The organism is Halococcus dombrowskii (assembly GCF_022870485.1).
GTDB lineage: Archaea > Halobacteriota > Halobacteria > Halobacteriales > Halococcaceae > Halococcus > Halococcus morrhuae.
In genome coordinates, this window is record NZ_CP095005.1 from 1,945,307 (window position 1) to 1,962,498 (window position 17,192).

15 protein-coding genes are annotated in these 17,192 nt (G+C 63.1%); 7 read left to right on the top strand and 8 right to left on the bottom strand.

What is annotated here, in order from left to right; translation table 11 throughout:
• Nucleotides 1-25: 25 nt before the first annotated feature.
• Both MUK72_RS10035 and MUK72_RS10040 read left to right on the top strand, forming a co-directional pair.
• Entirely contained in the window at nucleotides 26-1,207 is a 1,182-nt protein-coding gene (locus MUK72_RS10035) for an acyl-CoA dehydrogenase family protein (protein ID WP_244699705.1), read from the top strand.
• Between the two features lie 3 nt (nucleotides 1,208-1,210).
• Nucleotides 1,211-2,332 (top strand): acyl-CoA dehydrogenase family protein, encoded by a 1,122-nt coding sequence (locus tag MUK72_RS10040; RefSeq protein WP_244699708.1) that lies wholly within the window; start codon nucleotides 1,211-1,213, stop codon nucleotides 2,330-2,332.
• 90 nt (nucleotides 2,333-2,422) lie between these two features.
• Here the strand turns inward: MUK72_RS10040 and MUK72_RS10045 are convergent, their stop codons facing one another.
• From MUK72_RS10045 to MUK72_RS10055, 3 genes are all read right to left on the bottom strand, one after another.
• Nucleotides 2,423-4,084: a class I adenylate-forming enzyme family protein gene (locus tag MUK72_RS10045; RefSeq protein WP_244699711.1), complete on the bottom strand. Its 1,662-nt coding sequence runs from the start codon at nucleotides 4,082-4,084 to the stop codon at nucleotides 2,423-2,425.
• A gap of 98 nt (nucleotides 4,085-4,182) precedes the next feature.
• Nucleotides 4,183-5,340 carry a thiolase family protein gene (locus tag MUK72_RS10050; protein ID WP_244699714.1) on the bottom strand — a complete coding sequence of 386 codons (1,158 nt, stop codon included), beginning with the start codon at nucleotides 5,338-5,340 and terminating at the stop codon, nucleotides 4,183-4,185.
• A gap of 758 nt (nucleotides 5,341-6,098) precedes the next feature.
• Nucleotides 6,099-6,875, bottom strand: coding sequence for an SDR family NAD(P)-dependent oxidoreductase (locus tag MUK72_RS10055; protein WP_244699716.1), 777 nt, complete (start codon nucleotides 6,873-6,875; stop codon nucleotides 6,099-6,101).
• An 89-nt stretch (nucleotides 6,876-6,964) separates the two neighbouring features.
• Between MUK72_RS10055 and MUK72_RS10060 the strand changes: the two genes are divergently transcribed.
• The 3 genes from MUK72_RS10060 to MUK72_RS10070 all read left to right on the top strand — a co-directional run bounded on the left by MUK72_RS10060 (nucleotide 6,965) and on the right by MUK72_RS10070 (nucleotide 9,760).
• On the top strand, nucleotides 6,965-8,146 hold the full coding sequence (locus MUK72_RS10060; RefSeq protein WP_244699719.1) for a thiolase C-terminal domain-containing protein: 1,182 nt from the start codon (nucleotides 6,965-6,967) through the stop codon (nucleotides 8,144-8,146).
• Between the two features lie 15 nt (nucleotides 8,147-8,161).
• The gene (locus tag MUK72_RS10065; RefSeq protein ID WP_244699721.1) at nucleotides 8,162-9,229 is read left to right on the top strand and encodes an FAS1-like dehydratase domain-containing protein; all 1,068 of its coding nucleotides are present in this window, start codon (nucleotides 8,162-8,164) and stop codon (nucleotides 9,227-9,229) included.
• Between the two features lie 105 nt (nucleotides 9,230-9,334).
• Nucleotides 9,335-9,760, top strand: coding sequence for a Zn-ribbon domain-containing OB-fold protein (locus MUK72_RS10070; protein WP_244699724.1), 426 nt, complete (start codon nucleotides 9,335-9,337; stop codon nucleotides 9,758-9,760).
• 9 nt (nucleotides 9,761-9,769) lie between these two features.
• On the opposite strand, the gene MUK72_RS10075 is transcribed toward MUK72_RS10070, so the two are convergent.
• Together MUK72_RS10075 and MUK72_RS10080 are read right to left on the bottom strand one after the other, a co-directional pair.
• Nucleotides 9,770-10,738: an MBL fold metallo-hydrolase gene (locus MUK72_RS10075; protein WP_244699727.1), complete on the bottom strand. Its 969-nt coding sequence runs from the start codon at nucleotides 10,736-10,738 to the stop codon at nucleotides 9,770-9,772.
• A gap of 111 nt (nucleotides 10,739-10,849) precedes the next feature.
• Nucleotides 10,850-11,632, bottom strand: coding sequence for an IclR family transcriptional regulator (locus tag MUK72_RS10080; RefSeq protein ID WP_244699730.1), 783 nt, complete (start codon nucleotides 11,630-11,632; stop codon nucleotides 10,850-10,852).
• A 219-nt stretch (nucleotides 11,633-11,851) separates the two neighbouring features.
• On the opposite strand from MUK72_RS10080, the gene MUK72_RS10085 reads away from it, so the two are divergent.
• Both MUK72_RS10085 and MUK72_RS10090 read left to right on the top strand, forming a co-directional pair.
• The gene (locus MUK72_RS10085) at nucleotides 11,852-12,643 is read left to right on the top strand and encodes an electron transfer flavoprotein subunit beta/FixA family protein (RefSeq protein WP_244699733.1); all 792 of its coding nucleotides are present in this window, start codon (nucleotides 11,852-11,854) and stop codon (nucleotides 12,641-12,643) included.
• Nucleotides 12,640-13,611, top strand: coding sequence for an electron transfer flavoprotein subunit alpha/FixB family protein (locus tag MUK72_RS10090; RefSeq protein ID WP_244699736.1), 972 nt, complete (start codon nucleotides 12,640-12,642; stop codon nucleotides 13,609-13,611). Before MUK72_RS10085 ends, MUK72_RS10090 begins: the two co-directional genes overlap by 4 nt.
• Before the next feature lie 714 nt (nucleotides 13,612-14,325).
• On the opposite strand, the gene MUK72_RS10095 is transcribed toward MUK72_RS10090, so the two are convergent.
• The 3 genes from MUK72_RS10095 to MUK72_RS10105 all read right to left on the bottom strand — a co-directional run bounded on the left by MUK72_RS10095 (nucleotide 14,326) and on the right by MUK72_RS10105 (nucleotide 17,173).
• Nucleotides 14,326-15,192: a universal stress protein gene (locus MUK72_RS10095; protein ID WP_244699739.1), complete on the bottom strand. Its 867-nt coding sequence runs from the start codon at nucleotides 15,190-15,192 to the stop codon at nucleotides 14,326-14,328.
• Between the two features lie 114 nt (nucleotides 15,193-15,306).
• Nucleotides 15,307-15,954: a TetR/AcrR family transcriptional regulator gene (locus MUK72_RS10100; RefSeq protein WP_244699742.1), complete on the bottom strand. Its 648-nt coding sequence runs from the start codon at nucleotides 15,952-15,954 to the stop codon at nucleotides 15,307-15,309.
• A 130-nt stretch (nucleotides 15,955-16,084) separates the two neighbouring features.
• Nucleotides 16,085-17,173: a Gfo/Idh/MocA family protein gene (locus MUK72_RS10105; RefSeq protein WP_004055102.1), complete on the bottom strand. Its 1,089-nt coding sequence runs from the start codon at nucleotides 17,171-17,173 to the stop codon at nucleotides 16,085-16,087.
• Nucleotides 17,174-17,192: the final 19 nt, after the last annotated feature.

Below are 17,192 nucleotides of genomic sequence, written 5' to 3' on the forward strand. Positions count from 1 at the left end.
CGTATCGACGGTTGCAAAACCACGCATGAACTTCGACTATACTGACGAGCAGGAGGCGTTCCGCCGCGAGATCCGGGAGTGGTACGAGGAGAACCTCCCCGACGGCTGGATCGAGGGCGATCGCGACCTGCCGGACGACGAGGACGAACGCGAACAGTTCCTCCGGGAGTGGCAGCGGAAACTCCACGAGGGCGGCTGGGCGGCGATTCACTGGCCCGAGGAGTACGGCGGTCGTGATGCGAGCCTGATGCAGCAGTTGATCTACCAGCAGGAGAAGGCCCGTGTGAACCCGCCGCCCGAGCGCAGCGAGATCGGCGTCGACCTCGTCGGCCCGGCGATCGAGGGGTTCGGCACCGAAGAACAGAAGGAACGCTTCCTGCCGAAGATCCTGAATGGTGAGGAGCTCTGGTGTATCGGCTACTCCGAACCCGACGTCGGCTCCGACCTCGCGAGCCTCCAATGCAAGGCAGTCGACGAGGGCGACCAGTTCCGCATCAACGGCCAGAAGATCTGGACGACGCACGCCCACAAGGCCGACTGGTGTTACATGTTCACTCGCACCGATAATTCGGGACCGAAACACCACGGCATCACCGCTCTCATCGTCGACATGGATCAGGAGGGTGTGACGACAGAGCGTATTCGCCAGATCACCGACGAGCGCGAGTTCAACCAGGTCTACTTCGACGACGCGACGACCCCGAAGGAGAACGTCCTCAACGAAGTCGACGAGGGCTGGGAGGTCGCCATGCGACAGCTCTCCTTCGAGCGGATCTCGCTCTCGCAGTCGCTCGATCTCGAACGGCGCTTCGACGAACTCGTCGAGTTCTGCAAGAACGAGACGCGCGGCGGCACACCGCTGGTGGAGGATCCACACGTTCGCGAGAAACTCGCCGAGTTCGATACGCGAATCCAGGCGGCGAAGCTGACCTACTTCCGCAACGTGAGCAAGCAGATGAACGGCGATCTCGGTGCCGAGGCCTCGTTCGGCAAACTGTACGACAGCGAGGTCGCCGCCGATCTCCATCGGTTCAGAGTGAAACTCGGCGGGCCGAAGGCGGCGCTCTGGGGCGACGACTCGCCGAACGGGGCGGCGAAGGACTCGCTCGCGAACATCTCGATCCGGATCGGCGGCGGGACGTCGGACATCCAGCGCAACATCATCGGCGAACGCGTGCTCGGACTGCCGAAAGGAGATCAGGAGTAAACGATGGATTTCACGCTCTCGGACGAACAGACGCAGATGCAGGAATCGGTGCGCGACTACCTCGAATCGGAGGGCGGTATCGAGCTCGCCCGCCGACAGATGGACGGCGAGGACGTCGTCGACGAGGTCTGGGACGGTCTCGCAGAAATGGACTACCCCGCGTTGAGCGTGCCGCTCGAATACGGTGGCTTGGGTGACGACCTGCTCTACCTCTCGCTGCTGTTCGAGGAGGCTGGCCGGGTCGCGCTCCCAGGACCGCTGCCCGAAACGCTCGGATTCACCGTTCCGTTGCTCACCGAGCTCGGCACCGACGAACAGAAAGAGCAGTTCCTGCCGGCGATCGCCGACGGCGATCTCCGTGCGAGCGTCGCGCTCTACGACGACGCCACCGAATCCCTCCCCGAGGCCATCCGGATGGAGGCCGAACCCACGGACGACGGCTATCGCCTCGACGGGACGAAGACGCTCGTTCCCTACGCCGAAAGCGTCGATCGAGTGGTCGTGCCCGCCCGAACCCGTCAGGACACCGGCTACGGCGGCATCACGCTGTTCTTCGTCGATCCCGCGGCGGCGGAGGCGGAGCAGCTCGACACGCTCGATGAGACTCGACCGCTGTACGAACTGACCTTCGACGCGGTCGAGGTTTCCGACGCACGGCTCGGTCCGGTTGACGGCGGCGGGGACGCACTCGAACGCGCCATCGACCGCCTCAACGTCTCGATGTGTGCGATGCTCGTCGGCGGAGCCGACGAGGCGGTCGACCGGTCGGTCGAGTACGGCAAGCAGCGCGAGCAGTTCGATCAGCCGATCGGGCAGTTCCAGGCGGTCAAACACCGTATTGCCGACATGTGGCTCGACACGGAGGCCGCGCGGTCGCTCACCTACTACGCGGCGTGGGCGATCGCGAACGACGAGGACGACGCACGCCAGGCCGTTTCAAGGGCGACCTGGTACTGCACCGAGCGCTGTGGTGATCTCTTCGAGGACGATATCTTCAACCACGGCGCGACGGGCTACACATGGGATCACGATGGCCACATCTTCCTCAAACAGGCGAAGACGTGGGCGAACCTCCTCGGCTCGCCGACGGAACACCGCCGACGGATCGCCGACATCCGGCTGTAGACGAGTCGTTTGCCCGTCACATCCGCGTCCCGACGATGAGGCTGATGGAAATCGAGGTCGGACGCGGAAGAACGCGTCAGCGGGACAGCCTCACAACCGATCGCTGGTCGTGAGCGGTCCATCGAGGTCGGCTTCGACGCGCTCTTCGAGCTTGTACCGTTGGACCTTCTGGGTCGCGCTTTTGGGAAGCTCGTCGACGAAGAACACGCGTCTGGGGTGGGCGTAGCTGGCGACACGATCCAGGGCGAACCGGCGGAGTTCGTCCTCGGTGATAGCATCCCCTTCTTCGGTGACGACGTAGGCGACCGGTGCCTCACCTTTCGTCTCGTGCGGGGCGGCGACGACCGCCGCCTCGGCAACGGCGGGGTGGAAGAACAGTTCGTCTTCGACCTCCGCGGGATAGACGTTCTCGCCGCCGACGACGAGCATGTCGTCGGCGCGATCGACCATCCAGAGGAACCGATCCTCGTCGACGCGCGCGATATCCTTGGTGTAGAACCAGCCCTCGTCGTCGAAGGCCGCGGCCGTTTGCTCCGGCATGTCGTGATACCCCTCGAATATCTGTGGGCCGCGGATCGCGATCTCGCCCGTGTAGCTCGGTTCGTCGTCGAAATCCGGTTCGTAGCCAGTCAGATCGGCCGGGGTGGTCGGGTCGAGATGCTCGGGCGGGACGCGCGTCTCGCGGGTTGATGGATCGACCAGTTTCAGCTCGACGCCCGGTATCGGCTGGCCGATACAGCCTGCCCCCTTCTGGACGCCTCTGGCCGCATCGGTGGTCCCGGCCGCAGCGGTTTCGGTCGTTCCCCATCCCTCGCCGAGCGGAACGCCGAACGTCCCCTCGATCTTTCGACGAGTGTCGTCGGGAAGCGGGGCGGCACCGGTCCCCAGCGAGTCGATCGAATCGATGTCGTACTGCTCGGGGTTGGCTTCGAGTTCCCGCACCATTCCCATGTAGATGGTCGGAACCGCGGCGAAATCGGTCGCCCCGTGTTCGGTGATCGCGTCGAGCAAGGCGTCGGGTTCGGGCGTGTTCTTCATGATCAACGTGCGACCCGTATACAGCGCCAGCAACGCGGTGCCCGTGAGGCCCATCATGTGAAACAGCGGCGAGATGGTGACGACGACCCCCGTTTCCGGGTCGGTGCCGGTGAGCATGTCGAACGAGTTGAGGGTCGTGAGGAGGTTTCGGTGCGACACCGGGACGCCCTTCGGATCGCCGGTCGTCCCGGAGGTGTAACACTGGAGCGCCACGTCGTCGAAGCCACGTGCCGGTCGGTCGAACGTCCGCGACCGATCGGCAAGCCAGTCCTCGTACGCAGTGAACGCGTGTTCGTCATCGGCCCCGACAACGGAGACCTGTGAGACCGCTCCGTCTTCGTGGAGGTGCTCGAACGCCTCGGCGAACGGTGACGAACCGATGACGGTGTCGATTCCCGCATCCGCGAGGACGTGCGTCGTTCCTGGAATCGCTCGACGGAAGTTCAACGGCACCGCGACCGCCCCGCTCTTGATGACGCCGAAGAGCGCAGCCAACCATTCGAGGTTGTTCTCCATGTAGATTCCCACGCGCTCGCCGGATTCGATGCCTGATGTGACGAGCGCGTTCGCGAGTCGGTTCGACCGCGTTTCGAGTTCGTCGTACGACTGTTCGCTGCCTCGATAGGCGACCGCGGTTTCGTCACCGTACCGCCGTGCCCCTGCTGACGGAACGTCGCCCATGTGCCGAAGTGGGGATTGTTCGTAGTACCTCATATCACTCCCAAAAAGTATGAGGGGTGATAGCATAATGGTTGGGGTGCTATCGACGTCGCTGTGCGTGCCGGAATCGCGAAAACGGCCGGGGCGTCGCGTTACACGCGCTCGATGATGGTGGCGACGCCCATGCCGAGCCCGATACACATCGTCGAGAGCCCGTAGCGCTGGCCGGTCTCTTGGAGCTGGTGGGCGAGTTTCGTCACGAGCATGCTGCCGGTCGCGCCGAGCGGGTGGCCGTGGGCGATCGCCCCGCCCCAGACGTTGGTCCGGTCCCACTCGGCGTCGGTGTCCTGGAGCCACGCCGCGACGACCGACGCGAACGCCTCGTTGCACTCGAACAGGTCGATATCGGCCCCGGTCATATCGTTCGCCGCGAGGATCTCGTTGGTCGCCGGTAGGGGACCAGTAAGGATCGTCTCGGGCGAAACCCCGACGATGTGCGTATCGACGATGCGGGCCATCGGATCCCAGCCGCGATCGTCGGCGACGTCGGGGTCCGCGACCAGTAGCGCTGCCGAGCCGTCGACGACGCCCGAGGAGTTGCCCGCGTGGATGACGCCGTCGCCCTCCTCCCGCGCGATGACCGGCAGGTTCGAGAGCGTCTCCCTGTCCGTCTCCGGCCGGGGGTGTTCGTCGACCTCCACAGTAATGTCCTCGCCATCGAGTTCGGTCTCGACGGGCGTCACCTGACTGTCGTAGTGGCCGGCATCCCACGCCTCCTTCCAGCGGCGTTGGGAGTCGAGGGCGATCGAATCGACGTCCTCGCGGGTGATGTCCCAGCGATCGGCGATGAGTTCGGCTCCCTGGAACTGGTTGGTCTGGCTGCCGACCGGGAACTGCTCGTGGTAGGTCTCGCTACGTTCGCCCGCGTCGTCCCCGATGGAGTGGTCGGTCATGTGCTCGACGCCGCCGGCGATCATCACGTCACGGTAGCCCGATTTCACGCTCGCAGCGGCGAGATTGAGTGTCGTCTGGCCCGAACCGCACATCCGGTTGAGCTGGAAGCCCGGGACCGCGTCGCCCCAGCCGGCCACCATCGTCGCGTGCCGGCCGATGTTGCTCCCCTGCTTGTCGATGGCGGTGACACAGCCGATCGCGGCGTCGTCGACGGTGGACGCGGGATCGAACCCGACCCGCTCTTCGAGCGCGCGCAGCGGTGCGGCCGCGAGGTCTTGGGGGTGCGTGTCGCGGAACACGCCCCCGTCAGCCCCGAACGGCGTTCTGACGCAGTCGACGATAACAGGATCGTTCATTGGGAATGCTGTTCCATCGAACGCTTCGGGAACGCTTGAATGTTTTGGCGATGTGAGCGAAACGATTCGATCGATGTCGGTGCCAACCGGCGAATCATCCTCGCGTCTCACACAGAAAATCCGACAGTATCGAAATTAGGCAGAAAGCGCGGTACGTGGGGGGTATTCTCGATGTTAGTGACTGGAAATATTTCGGCATCGTCGAATCAGTTGGTAATTATCGACCATTTCTAACCACACGCCACTCTTCCTCTCATTCGTTTCCCGATTCGAGCTGCCGGGTTCTACACAAGACATACCGAGCAGAAGTGATCAGCCTTTCCAAGAATAACAGTGTTACTTCTGTTATTCAGTTTGTGATAGCCCCCGGCCGATACCGTTCTCGCGATCGAGCGGATCACGAATAGTGCTCGACTGCGACGTGGTGTTCTGGATGCTCCACGAATATGCTGAAGAGTTGACTTCGACATTGTCGAATGTAAAACGTACGTACTGCTACTGGGCCGCAAACCGGGACAGGACCGTCCATGTCTTCGCAGTCGTCGACGAGTCGGTTGGGAATTTAGTGGCTCTTCGGATGGCATCGCTCACAAAACGGGATGATAGGCCACCATACCACGTTTTCGATAATAGCGGAATTTCAGGGAGTGGCCGTGTACATCAGTCCTGCACGATATTGGACGAGATCCTGAAACGAAAGAACGGGGGTTCGCAGCGTTCGATCGTGATCGAGTCGTTTGGAAGGTCGTAGTCGTTTCTCAGAACGCGAACAGATCCGCACCGCCGGTGACACCGACGAGCTGGCCGGTGACGTAGTTCGCCTGCTCGCTCGACAGGTAGGCGACAAGGTTCGCGACGTCTTCCTCGCGGCCGGCCCGCCGCATCGGGATCATCTCCACGATCCGGTGCATGTGCTCGTCCATCGCCTCGATCTCCTCCAGCTCCAGATCGGCGAGCTCGCTCGCCGCGAGGCTCGGCGCGACGATGTTCGCGGTGACACCCGACTGTGCACCTTCGAGCGCGAGCGTCTTGCCGAAGCCGATGAGCGCGGATTTCGTCGCCGAGTAAGAGGCCTGGCCGAACCCGCCGAGCCAGCCCGCGATCGACGTCATGTTCACGACCCGACCCCAGCCACGCTCGCACATCGCGGGGAACACCTCGCGGGTGACGTTGTACGTCCCGGTGAGGTTGACCGCCACGTCGCGGTCCCAGAGATCGTCGTCGTAGTTTTCGAGCTTCGAGCGCGCGTCGACCGCCGCCGCGTTGTTGACGAGGATGTCGACGCCGCCGCTCTCCTCGCGGATCGCCTCGATCGTCGAGGCGACGCCATCGCGGTCGGTCAGATCACACTCGACCGCCTCGACGCTGCCGTCGAGGTCGTCGAGGTCGGCCGCGACCGACTCGGCACCCTCCAGGTCGACGTCGAGACAGTAGACGTCCGCGCCTTCGTCGGCGAGTATCTCACAGTCGGCGCTGCCGATCCGGCCACCGCCGCCGGTGACGACGGCGGTCTTGTCGCTGATTCCGAGATCCATTGCGAACAGCGATTCCGAGGTCGGAGTATTAAACCTACTGCTCCCGGCACGTCCGGGGGATTTATTACTCGGACCATGGATGAGTTGGTATGCCGTGGAATTCAGACGCATGTATCGTCGGACTCGGCGAGACCGAATACGTGAAACAGGGCGAGATGACCGACCGCAGCGAGTTCGAACTCGCCTGTGAGGCGATCGAGAACGCCGCCGGGGACGCCGGCGTCGACATCGAGGACGTCGACGGCTTCTCGTCGTACGCGAACGACCGGAACAAGGGCTCGCTCGTCGCCGACGCGCTCGGCATCCCTGAAGTGAAGTTCTCGAACAAGGTCTGGGGCGGCGGTGGCTGTGGCGGCTCCGCCGCGGTGATGAACGCCGCGATGGCCGTCGAGTCGGGTGCGGCAGAGTACGTCGTCGCCTACCGCGCGCTCTGTCAGGGCCAGTTCGGCCGTCGTGGCCAGACTCAGGGGATCGATTACGCGGAGGGTACCGACGCGTTCGCCCACTCGCTGGGGCTCGAAACGCCGCCGCAGATGTACGCGCTGCCCGCGCAGCGCTACATGCACGAGTACGACGTCCCACAGGAGCATCTCGGCCACGTCGCGCTCACCTCGCGCGCCCACGCGAACCGCAACCCGCGGGCCGTGATGCACGACCGCGAGATGACGATGGAAGAGTACATGGACTCGCCACCCATCACCGACCCGTACAAGCTCTACGACTGCTGTCTGGAGAGCGACGGGGCCTGTGCCGTGCTCGTCACTTCGGCCGAGAACGCCGCCGACCTACCACAGCCCGCCGTCGAGATCACGTCGGCCGCGCAGGGCGGTGGGCCTGGTTGGGGCAGCGGCGTCCTCTCTTCGCACAACATGCCGTTGGAGGACTATCCCACTTCGAACGCCGCGCGGGTCGCCGATCGGCTGTTCGAGAGCGCCGGGCTCACGCCCGACGACATCGACGTCGCACAGCTCTACGAGAACTTCACCGGGATGGTGCTGATGACCGCCGAGGACTACGGCTTCGCGCCCCGCGGCGAGGCCGGCGAGCTGTTCGTCGACGGCAACGCCATCGGTCCCGATGCCGATCTCCCGATCAACACCTCGGGCGGCAACCTCTCGGAGGCGTATATCCACGGGTTCAATTTGGTCGTCGAGGCCGCCCGACAGGTCAGGGGCACTTCGCCGACACAGGTCGACGACGTCGAGTACAGCCTGGTCGCCAGCGGGCCGGGCGTGACCCCCCACAGCGGGCTGATCCTCTCGCCCGCGTAGTTACACAGCACAAACATGAGTTCAGACAACAGCAACGACGACGTCACGGCGATCGACGTAGCGACGGGATCGTTCGAGGAGGCACAGGAGTGGGTCGGCCGATCGGGAGACACGTTCTTCGCGGCCGAGCCGGTCAACCGCTCGATGATCCAGTTCTACGCTGGACTGATCGAGGACGCGAACCCCTCCTTTTGGGACGAGCGCTTCGCGGCGAACCACTGGGGAGCCATCCGGAGCCCACCTGGTCTGTTCTGGACCTGGAAGATGGATCCGGAGTGGACGCCCGGACCGGACGTCGAGGAGGCCGACGGCGAGGACGTTTCGGTGACGGACGTGCCGTTGCCGGGCGGGAAGGACACGATCATCAACACGCAGTCGAAGACCACGATCCATCGACCGCTGCTGGTCGGCACGCAGCTGAACTGGCAGACCTCGATCGAATCCGTGAGCGAGGAGAAGGAGACGCGCGTCGGTGTGGGCAACTTCGTCACCGAGAAGACGACCTATCGCGATGGCGGTGGCGAGCTCGTCGCCGAGGAGTCGAACGTGATGCTCCGCTACAGCGCCGACAACGAGGAGGAACGTACGGAATCGTTCGATACGCCCTTTGCCGAGGGTCGTCGTGCGATCGACGTGCCGGATGGACAGGGGCCCGACGATCCGTACGCGTCGATCGACATCGCGGAGATTTCGCCGGGTGACGGGGTCGAAGGGTTCGAATTCCCCGTCACGTACACGAAGGTCGTCCACAACGCGGCCGCGACGCGGGACTTCTCGGGTCATCACCACGATCCCGAGTACACCCGTTCGCGGGGCAACGAGACGATCTTCCTCAACACGATGGCGCTTCAAGGGTTGGCCGATCGGGTAGCGGTGCAGTGGGCCGGCCCGGAGTGGCGGATCGCCGAACGCGAGATCGCGATCCAGGGGACGGCCTATGCCGGCGACAAACTCTCCGTCGGAGCCGAGGTCACGGACGTCGACGAGAACGAGGGTCGGATCGAGCTCGGCGTGACGATGGACAACGACGGCCGGGACGTCTGCCCGTCGTCAGTCACGCTCGTCAGAGACGGGGTGAAATAGCCCGATGATGGGATACGATAGCCGGATATCGATGCCGTCGAACCACGGGCGGACGAACGGACGGAACGTTTATTCCACGGTGGCCGGAAGGAGAGGACGAGGACAATGAGAGGTACTACCAGAGAGGAGATCTTCCCGCTCCCGGAGAAGGGGATCGACACCGCCCCGTTCTGGGAGGCGTGTAACCGACACGAGCTCGTCGTCCAGCAGTGTGCGGACTGTGGCGCGCTCAGACACCCACCCACGCCGGTCTGTCCCGACTGCCGGTCGTACGAGGTCGACTGGGCCGACGTTCCCGGCACCGGCGAGATCTACACGTACACGACGACCCACTACGCCGCCAGCCCCGCCCACGAGGATCACACCCCCTACAACGTCTCCACCGTCCTGCTCGATGGGACCGAGGACATCCGTCTCATCACGCAGGTCGTCGACATCGATCCCGAATCGGTCGAGATCGGCATGCCGGTCGAAGTGGTCTGGGAGGACGTCAACGAAGATACGACGGTCCCGCTGTTTCGTCCGTCCTGAAACAGCTACTCAGCCGGCGAGCACGCATTTCCTGACGCCGTCGGTTTCGTGCCAGTCGAGTCGGCCCTCGTCGTCCAGCAGATCGAGGTGGCCGACGATCTCGGAGATGCCGACGAACCCTTCCGTTGCGGGCAGTTCCGGAAACAGCTCGTTCATCAGTCGATAGGCCGTCGTTCCCGGCTCCGAATCGGGAATCATCCCCGCGATGTGTTCCTTTCGCTCGTGATGGTGGCCGATCGTCTCGTCGATACGTTTCTGGAGAGATTCCATTCGATCGCCGTGGCCACCGTAACCGACCGTCTCATCGATCGTGCGGAGTTTGTCGAGCGACGCGAGATAGGTCGGGAGGCTTCGCGTTCGCTCGTTGCTTTTTCCTGGAAGTGTGGTGAGCGTCGGATTCGGCGTGATGTCCGGAAGCACGTGATCGCCGGTGAAGACGGCGTTCTCACTCCGGAGCCGATAGCAGACCGAACCGACGGCGTGGCCCGGCGTGTGAACGCAGTCGAGGACGACGCCGAGATCGAGTCGCTCGCCGTCGGCGACCGTCCGATCCGGCGTGACCGGGCTCTGGAAATCCGTGTACGATTCGGGAAGCGTGAGAAGCGTTTCGACGGTGTCTTCCGGCATCCCCATCGAGCGCAGAAACCCGTGGAAGAACGCCTGTTCGTCCTCGAACTGGCCGGTCGGGGCCGCGAGGCGCTCGATCGCGTCCCCGTGAGCGATGACGCGCGCATCCGCCTCGTCGGCGAGCCGCCGTGCGCCGCCGAAGTGATCCATGTGTGGGTGCGTGATGAGGACGTTCTCGACGTCTTCGACGGAGTAGCCACGTTCGTTCAGGCCCAAATGGAGCGCCTCCCGAGCGTCGGCCGTCTCCGGCCCGGGATCGATAACGGTGAGTTCGGCCGTCGGTAGCAGGTAACAGTTGACGTCCCCGACGCCGAAAGGGGTCGGCAGCCGTATTCGATCGATGCTGGTCACGGAGTGAGTTCGGAGTGCAATGGAATAACGTTACGGGGTCGATCGTGGCAGTGAAATAAACGGATTCCGATGCGCAGCCGTCGCCGTCGATCGGGGAGCCCCTCACCTATTTCACTGAGTCGTGCTGTACTGTGCGTACGTGAGATTGAACTCCAGGACGTTCTTGAGTCTGCGGAGTGCCTCGGGGAGTTCCTCGGTGAGGCGCTCGTCGGTGAACTCGCTCGCCGGGCCGTAGACGAGAATCGAGCCGATGTTGCGGGCGTCCTCGACGAGGATCGGGATCGCGATCTCGTGGATGCCGACGATATCCTCCTCGCGCGAGACGGCGTAGCCGACCTCCCGGATCGTTTCGAGCTCCTCGAACAGCGTCTCCCGATCGGTGATCGTGTTCTCGGTGACGGCGTCGAGCCCAACGTTTTCGACGATCGCCTCGACTCGCTCGTGCGGGAGGCTCGCCAGAATGGCCTTGCCGCCCGCGTTGATGTGGAGATAGTTGCGGTTGCCCGCTCGTGGCTGAATCCGCATCGAATCGTCGTTCTCGATGCTGTAGAGCGTGACGCCATAACCGCTCTCCTCCTTCAACAGGACGATGTTGTTGTCGGTCTCGGCGGCGAACTTGTCGATCTCCGGTTTCGCCGCCGCGTACAACGGGTCCTGGCTCCGTACCTCCGTGCCGACCGAGAGATGGAGCGAGCTGACGTAGTAGCCGTCGTCGCCACGGATGAGGTAGCCGATTCCAGTCAATGTATTGAGGTATTCGTGGGTCGTGCTCAGCGGCCTGTCGATCCATTCGGCGGTCTCGGTCACGCCTGCGCCGTCGTTTTCGACCAAGAAGTCGACGATGTCCTTGGCGGTCCTGAGCGACTGTATCGGCACGGTGTCGGATGCATCCATACAGCAATGGGCCGGCGATTCCACATCAATGTTTCGTGTATATCGAAAGCAGCGCAGTAGGGGAGCGATGTCCGAGGATCGGCAGTTGCTGGTACAGCCACCACAACGGGTGGCTCGGCGATGGCGTTTGCATCCGAAATGCTGATCGCGAGCGCGTGCCGGACTGCAAGAAGTCGCACACACCGGTATCGTTAATAGCGAGAGGAAACGAACGACTGTATGAAGGTTCTGGTGGCAGTGGCGGAGGTGGCCGATGTCGAGGACGAGTTCGCAATCGACGGGCTGGCCATCGACGAGCAGTACCTGAACTACGATCTCAACGAGTGGGACGACTACGCCGTCGAGGCGGGCGTCCAGCTCCAGGAAGCCGGCGAGGACGTCGAAGTGGTTTCGGTGACGATCGGGCCCGAGCGCGCCGACGAGACCATCCGCATGGCACTCGCCAAGGGCGTCGACCGTTCCATTCGTGTCTGGGACGAGAACCTGGAGGGGACGGAGTACCTCGACAGCGAGACCAAAGCCGACGTTCTGGCAGCTGTCGTCGAGGACGAACAGCCCGATCTCGTGCTCGCTGGCGTTCAGTCCGACGACACCGCCTTCGGCGCGACGGGTGTTGCCCTCGCCGAAGAGGTCGGCTTCGAGTGGGCCGCCGTCGTCAACGACCTCGAATACGAACCCGGCTCCGAGACCGCGTCGGTTCATCGCGAACTCGAAGGTGGCGTCGAGGAGTTCACCGACGTCGAACTCCCGGCCGTGTTCACGATCCAGACGGGGATCAACGAACCACGGTATGCGAGCCTGCGCGGGATTCGACAGGCCCAATCCAAGGAGATCGCCCCCAAAACCCTCGACGAGTTGGGTCTCGACGCCAGCGTCACCGACAGTGACGTCTCGTTGACGCAGCTCTACGAGCCCGAGACCGAAAGCGATGCCACCCTCTTCGAGGGTAGCCCCGACGAGGAGGCCGACCAGCTCGCTGAACTCCTCCGCGACGAGGGGGTCGAAGCATGAGCGATATTCTGGCCGTCGCCGAACACCGCCGCGGCGATCTTCGTGACGTCAGCTTCGAGTTGATCACTGCCGGGCGCGAACTCGCCGACGCCGCCGGTGGCGACCTCCACGTGGCCGTCATCGGCGGCGATGTCGACGGGTTTGCCGACGAACTCAATCGGGAGGGCGTCGATATGGTTCACACCGTCAGCGAGGGCGAGGAGTTCAACCACGATATCTACACTCAATCTGTCGAAGCGCTCTACGACGAACTGGCTCCGGAAGTACTCCTGCTGCCCAACACGGTCAATGGACTCGACTACGCGCCCGCCGTTTCGAACGGCCTGTCGCTCCCGCTGGTGACCGATGCCATCGACGTCGAGTATGGTGACACTCTCTCGGTCACTCGCGAGATGTACGGCTCGAAGGTCGAGACAGTGGTCGAGGTCGACGCCGATCGAGTGGCGCTGACGATTCGCCCCGGCGAGTGGCCTCCCGCCGAGGGCACTGGTGATGCCGAAATCAGTCAGTTCGACGTGGATATCGACGAATCGGCCGTCCGCTCGACGGTCACGGGCTTCCAAGAGGTCGGTGGTGGCGATGTCGACATCACCGACGCCGACGTGCTCGTCTCCGTCGGTCGCGGCATCGAGGAAGAGGAGAACATCGCGCTCGTCGAAGCGTTGGCCGACACGCTCGGCGCGACGCTCTCTTCATCGAGACCGATCGTCGACAACGGCTGGCTCCCCAAAAATCGGCAAGTGGGTCAAAGCGGGAAAGTGGTGACACCCGATGTGTATATTGCGATCGGGATTTCGGGGGCCGTCCAGCACGTCGCCGGCATGAAAGGTGCCGACACCATCGTCGCCATCAACACCGACGCGAGCGCCCCCATCTACGATCTCGCCGACTACGGTGTCGTCGACGATCTCTTCGATGTCATTCCCGCGCTTATCGAGGAATTCGGTGGCGAACCGCCCGCGCTCTGAGAGCAAGAGGGACAGCGCCGTTATCGATTCGGCGAAAATCGATCGCCGATTATACGAAGCTGTTTTCTAGGATCATCCGGATGACGATTTTGTCCTACTGTCCTCTGTATATACAGAAAATTACTATGATGGCAAAATGTCTTTTCCTGCTTTCAGTCGTCTATAGAATGTTTTTCGGGTGATGAATACGCTTTCAAGCAGCACGTGATGAGAGATTGTTTCGTTGGTTCGAATGTGGAAGATCTCCAGAGACCATCCTCGTAGAACATGTTGTTGGTACTGTATGCGATCCGATTGAGGACAACATTTTTTGACGCAATGCGTCCGAAACAACGGTTAGACCAATGGCTTGTGAACATGGTGAGAGGCGTTTGGATAGCCTTTGGAACGTTATTTGGCCGAGATATCGGATTGGAGAGACGTAGATCGCGGTATGCCCGATGGCACAGAGTCAGAGGTGGTCAACGACCATCAATCGAAGCATCCGTGGTGTCACTACTGGCGCGAAGAGAATGGTTGTCGAGCGCTCGTCGCACAACGATGATCTCAGTTGTGGCATTATTCTGACCTCATTCACAAACAGTCAGAATTTGTAAATATATGGAGACCTATACTTTGAGTGTGAAGATTCGTAAACGAGAGGAGGCTTACTGAACAGTACGAGGGAGTTGCTATTTCCGAGCGATCTCGTTGTGATCGGGTCGGTACTGGTAGCTATCGGGTCGTGAGCACCGGAACGTCGCTCGTTCTGACCGTGCGGGCGGTCACGCTCCCGACGAGATAGCGTTCGAGTCCGGTTCGGCCGTGTGTACCCATCGTGACGAGGTCGATTCCCTGGTCGTTGACGTATCGTTCGATCGCGCGGTAGGGGGTGCTCTGGCCGACTTCGGTGACGACGTCGATCCCGCGATCCTCGGCCGCGTCGGCGATCTCGGCGACCGCCTGCTCGCAATCGCTCTTCCAGGCTTTGACGATCGAGCCAGTATCGTAGGAGCCGGTGATCGAACTCAGATCCACGACCGAGAGCGCGTGGACGGTGCCGTCGTAGCGATCGGCGACGGCGAGCCCGTGTTCGACGGCGGCGCTCGCAGCATCGCTGCCGTCGGTCGGGATCAGCACGTCACCGTAGCCGGCGTCCTCGTCCGGTGCTGCACGCGTCGTGAAGACGGGGACGTCGCTCGTTCTGACGACCCGCTCGGTGACGCTACCCACGAACACGCGCTGGAGGCCAGTTCGGCCGTGTGTGCCCATCGCAACGAGATCGGCGTCGTGCTCGTCGGCATGATCGAGGATCGTCCGGTGGGGAATCCCGTGTTCGACGGTCGATTCGAACGGGATGGCGGCGTCGGTCGCGAGCGCTTCGAGCGATCGGAGGTTCTCGGCTGCGCCCTCGTCGAGCACGTCGCGTTGCTCGTCGGCGAGCGAATCAAGTCCGGTGAAACCGCTGCTCGACGAGCGATCGTCGACGACGCTCAGGAAGCGCAGGTCGCTGTCGAACGCGTTCGCGAGCGCCAATGCGTGTCGTGCAGCCGCTTCTGCTCCCTCACTGCCGTCGGTCGGGACCAAGATGGTGTCGTACATCGAGCGTTCTCGACGACCGTTTCGCCTGCGGTGGTTAAATCACACGCGTCTCGCTGCTGTGTGGAAAATCGTGTCGTGAACGGTACTGACGCCGGCAGACGGGTGCACACCGTATCAATCGGAAGGCGTTTGCTCGGCGAACAGCGTCGCGTCGAGTCGGTCGTCGATCGCTGCACGCGTGGTATCGAGGATCGTCTCGTCGCCGAGTACCACCAGCTGCAGGCGCGCGCCGTCGATCATCGTCAACAGCAGCGTCGCGATGTAATCGGGATCGACGGGTGCGAAGACGCCGTCGTCGATCCCACAGTCGATCACCCGTGCGGTCAGCCGGTGGACGTGCGCACGATTCCGGCGGAACTGCTCGCGGTAGGCCTCGTTGAACGGGGCCTGCGAGCGGAGTTCGAGCATCGCGATCTGGAAGGATTCGTTGTCGTCGGGCCCGTACAGCAGGCTATCGATCAATCCGTCGAGCTGCGTCACCGGATCCGTGATCTCGCTGGCCGCGACCCGGTTCTTGAAGTTCTCCAGGAGATAGGCGAGAAACGACGAGAGGAGATCCTCGCGCGAGTCGTAGTGATAGAAGATCAGCGATTTGCTCTTGTCGAACTCGTCGGCGATCGCCTGAACGGAGAGATCGGCCGCCCCATGCGTACAGAGCGCCCGATAGGTCGCCTCCATGATCGCCTCGTTCGCCGTCCCCGACTCCGCCTGCTCCGCAGCACCGTCCGCCGCATCGATGTCGTCCGCGTTCGTCTCGCTCACTAACTATCTAGTTAGCCAGTCGTTCGGTTATAGTTTGTGTCCCACGTATGGCACACGGCGAGAGGCAGGGAGAGCCGATCGTGATTCCGATGCTGGCGGGGAGAACGAAAAACGTCGCGTTGCGGCCGGTTCAGTCGAGTTCGACCGTGGCGTCCTGTGTCCGGTCGAGGCGCACGGCACGCCCGGCGTCGGCCGACCGGTAGATGGCGTCGATGACGCGCTGGACGGTCAGCCCCTCGGCGATCGTGTTCCGTTCGGGCGGCGTGCCGCTCTCGATGCCCTCGATGAACGCGGCCTGTTCGGCCAGCATGTCGTCGTTCGGACGCGTCGTCACCGTCGTATCGGTGAGATGGTCGACGCCGGCGTTGCTGCTCTCGTAGACCGTCAGCGTGTTCTCGTTGCGATCGAACAGCGCGCCCGCCTCGGTTCCCCGGAGGAGGAACTCGTGGTTGGTCGGGCGGTTGGTCGCCCACGCGGCTTCGAGGCTCACCGTCGCCCCGTCGGCACACCGGATGAACGCGCTCACCGAGTCGTCGACGTTGAACTCCGAAGGGCCGAGATCCTCGCCGAGCATTTCGAGATAGGCGTAGTCCTCGCGCGAGCCGAACGCCGAGCGCGTCGTCGCCGACACCTCGACGACCTCCGGGAAATCGAGGAAGAACAGGGCGAGATCGATCGCGTGGACGCCGATGTCGATGAGCGACCCACCACCAGAAGCCGACTGGCTGGTGAACCACGAGCCACGCCCCGGGATGCCGCGCCGACGGATGTAGTTCGCCTCGACGTGGCGAGGGGTGCCGAAACGACCCTCCTCCTGAAAGCTCTTGAGCACCTCGACAGGGTTCGAGAAGCGGTTTTTGAACCCCGTCATGACGAATCCATCACTACTCTCGGCGGCGGCGGCGATCGCCTCGGCGCTTTCGAGCGAGTGGGCGACCGGCTTTTCGAGCAGGACGTCCAGTCCCGCGTCGAGCGCCGCGATGGCGTACTCCTCGTGGAAGCGGTTCGGCGTCGCGACGATCACGCCGTCGGCGTCGTCGAACAGGTCGGTGACGTCGGCGTAGGCGTTGGTCGCGTACGAGTCGGCGAAGCGGCTGCGGGCGTCGGGGTCGATGTCGCTGCCGATGATATCGGCCCCGTTGTCGACGAGTCGGTCGGCGTGAAATCGCCCGATGTTCCCGAGTCCGATGATTCCGATGGTCGGAGAAGAGGAGGGCATATCCACTAGCTATGGGGGC

Bases quoted from the DNA above. Each gene is read 5' to 3' on its own strand.
- MUK72_RS10035 (WP_244699705.1), top strand. From the start codon at position 26: ATGAACTTCGACTATACTGACGAGCAGGAGGCGTTCCGCCGCGAGATC.
- MUK72_RS10040 (WP_244699708.1), top strand. From the start codon at position 1,211: ATGGATTTCACGCTCTCGGACGAACAGACGCAGATGCAGGAATCGGTG.
- MUK72_RS10045 (WP_244699711.1), bottom strand. From the start codon at position 4,084: ATGAGGTACTACGAACAATCCCCACTTCGGCACATGGGCGACGTTCCG.
- MUK72_RS10050 (WP_244699714.1), bottom strand. From the start codon at position 5,340: ATGAACGATCCTGTTATCGTCGACTGCGTCAGAACGCCGTTCGGGGCT.
- MUK72_RS10055 (WP_244699716.1), bottom strand. From the start codon at position 6,875: ATGGATCTCGGAATCAGCGACAAGACCGCCGTCGTCACCGGCGGCGGT.
- MUK72_RS10060 (WP_244699719.1), top strand. From the start codon at position 6,965: ATGCCGTGGAATTCAGACGCATGTATCGTCGGACTCGGCGAGACCGAA.
- MUK72_RS10065 (WP_244699721.1), top strand. From the start codon at position 8,162: ATGAGTTCAGACAACAGCAACGACGACGTCACGGCGATCGACGTAGCG.
- MUK72_RS10070 (WP_244699724.1), top strand. From the start codon at position 9,335: ATGAGAGGTACTACCAGAGAGGAGATCTTCCCGCTCCCGGAGAAGGGG.
- MUK72_RS10080 (WP_244699730.1), bottom strand. From the start codon at position 11,632: ATGGATGCATCCGACACCGTGCCGATACAGTCGCTCAGGACCGCCAAG.
- MUK72_RS10085 (WP_244699733.1), top strand. From the start codon at position 11,852: ATGAAGGTTCTGGTGGCAGTGGCGGAGGTGGCCGATGTCGAGGACGAG.
- MUK72_RS10090 (WP_244699736.1), top strand. From the start codon at position 12,640: ATGAGCGATATTCTGGCCGTCGCCGAACACCGCCGCGGCGATCTTCGT.
- MUK72_RS10095 (WP_244699739.1), bottom strand. From the start codon at position 15,192: ATGTACGACACCATCTTGGTCCCGACCGACGGCAGTGAGGGAGCAGAA.
- MUK72_RS10105 (WP_004055102.1), bottom strand. From the start codon at position 17,173: ATGCCCTCCTCTTCTCCGACCATCGGAATCATCGGACTCGGGAACATC.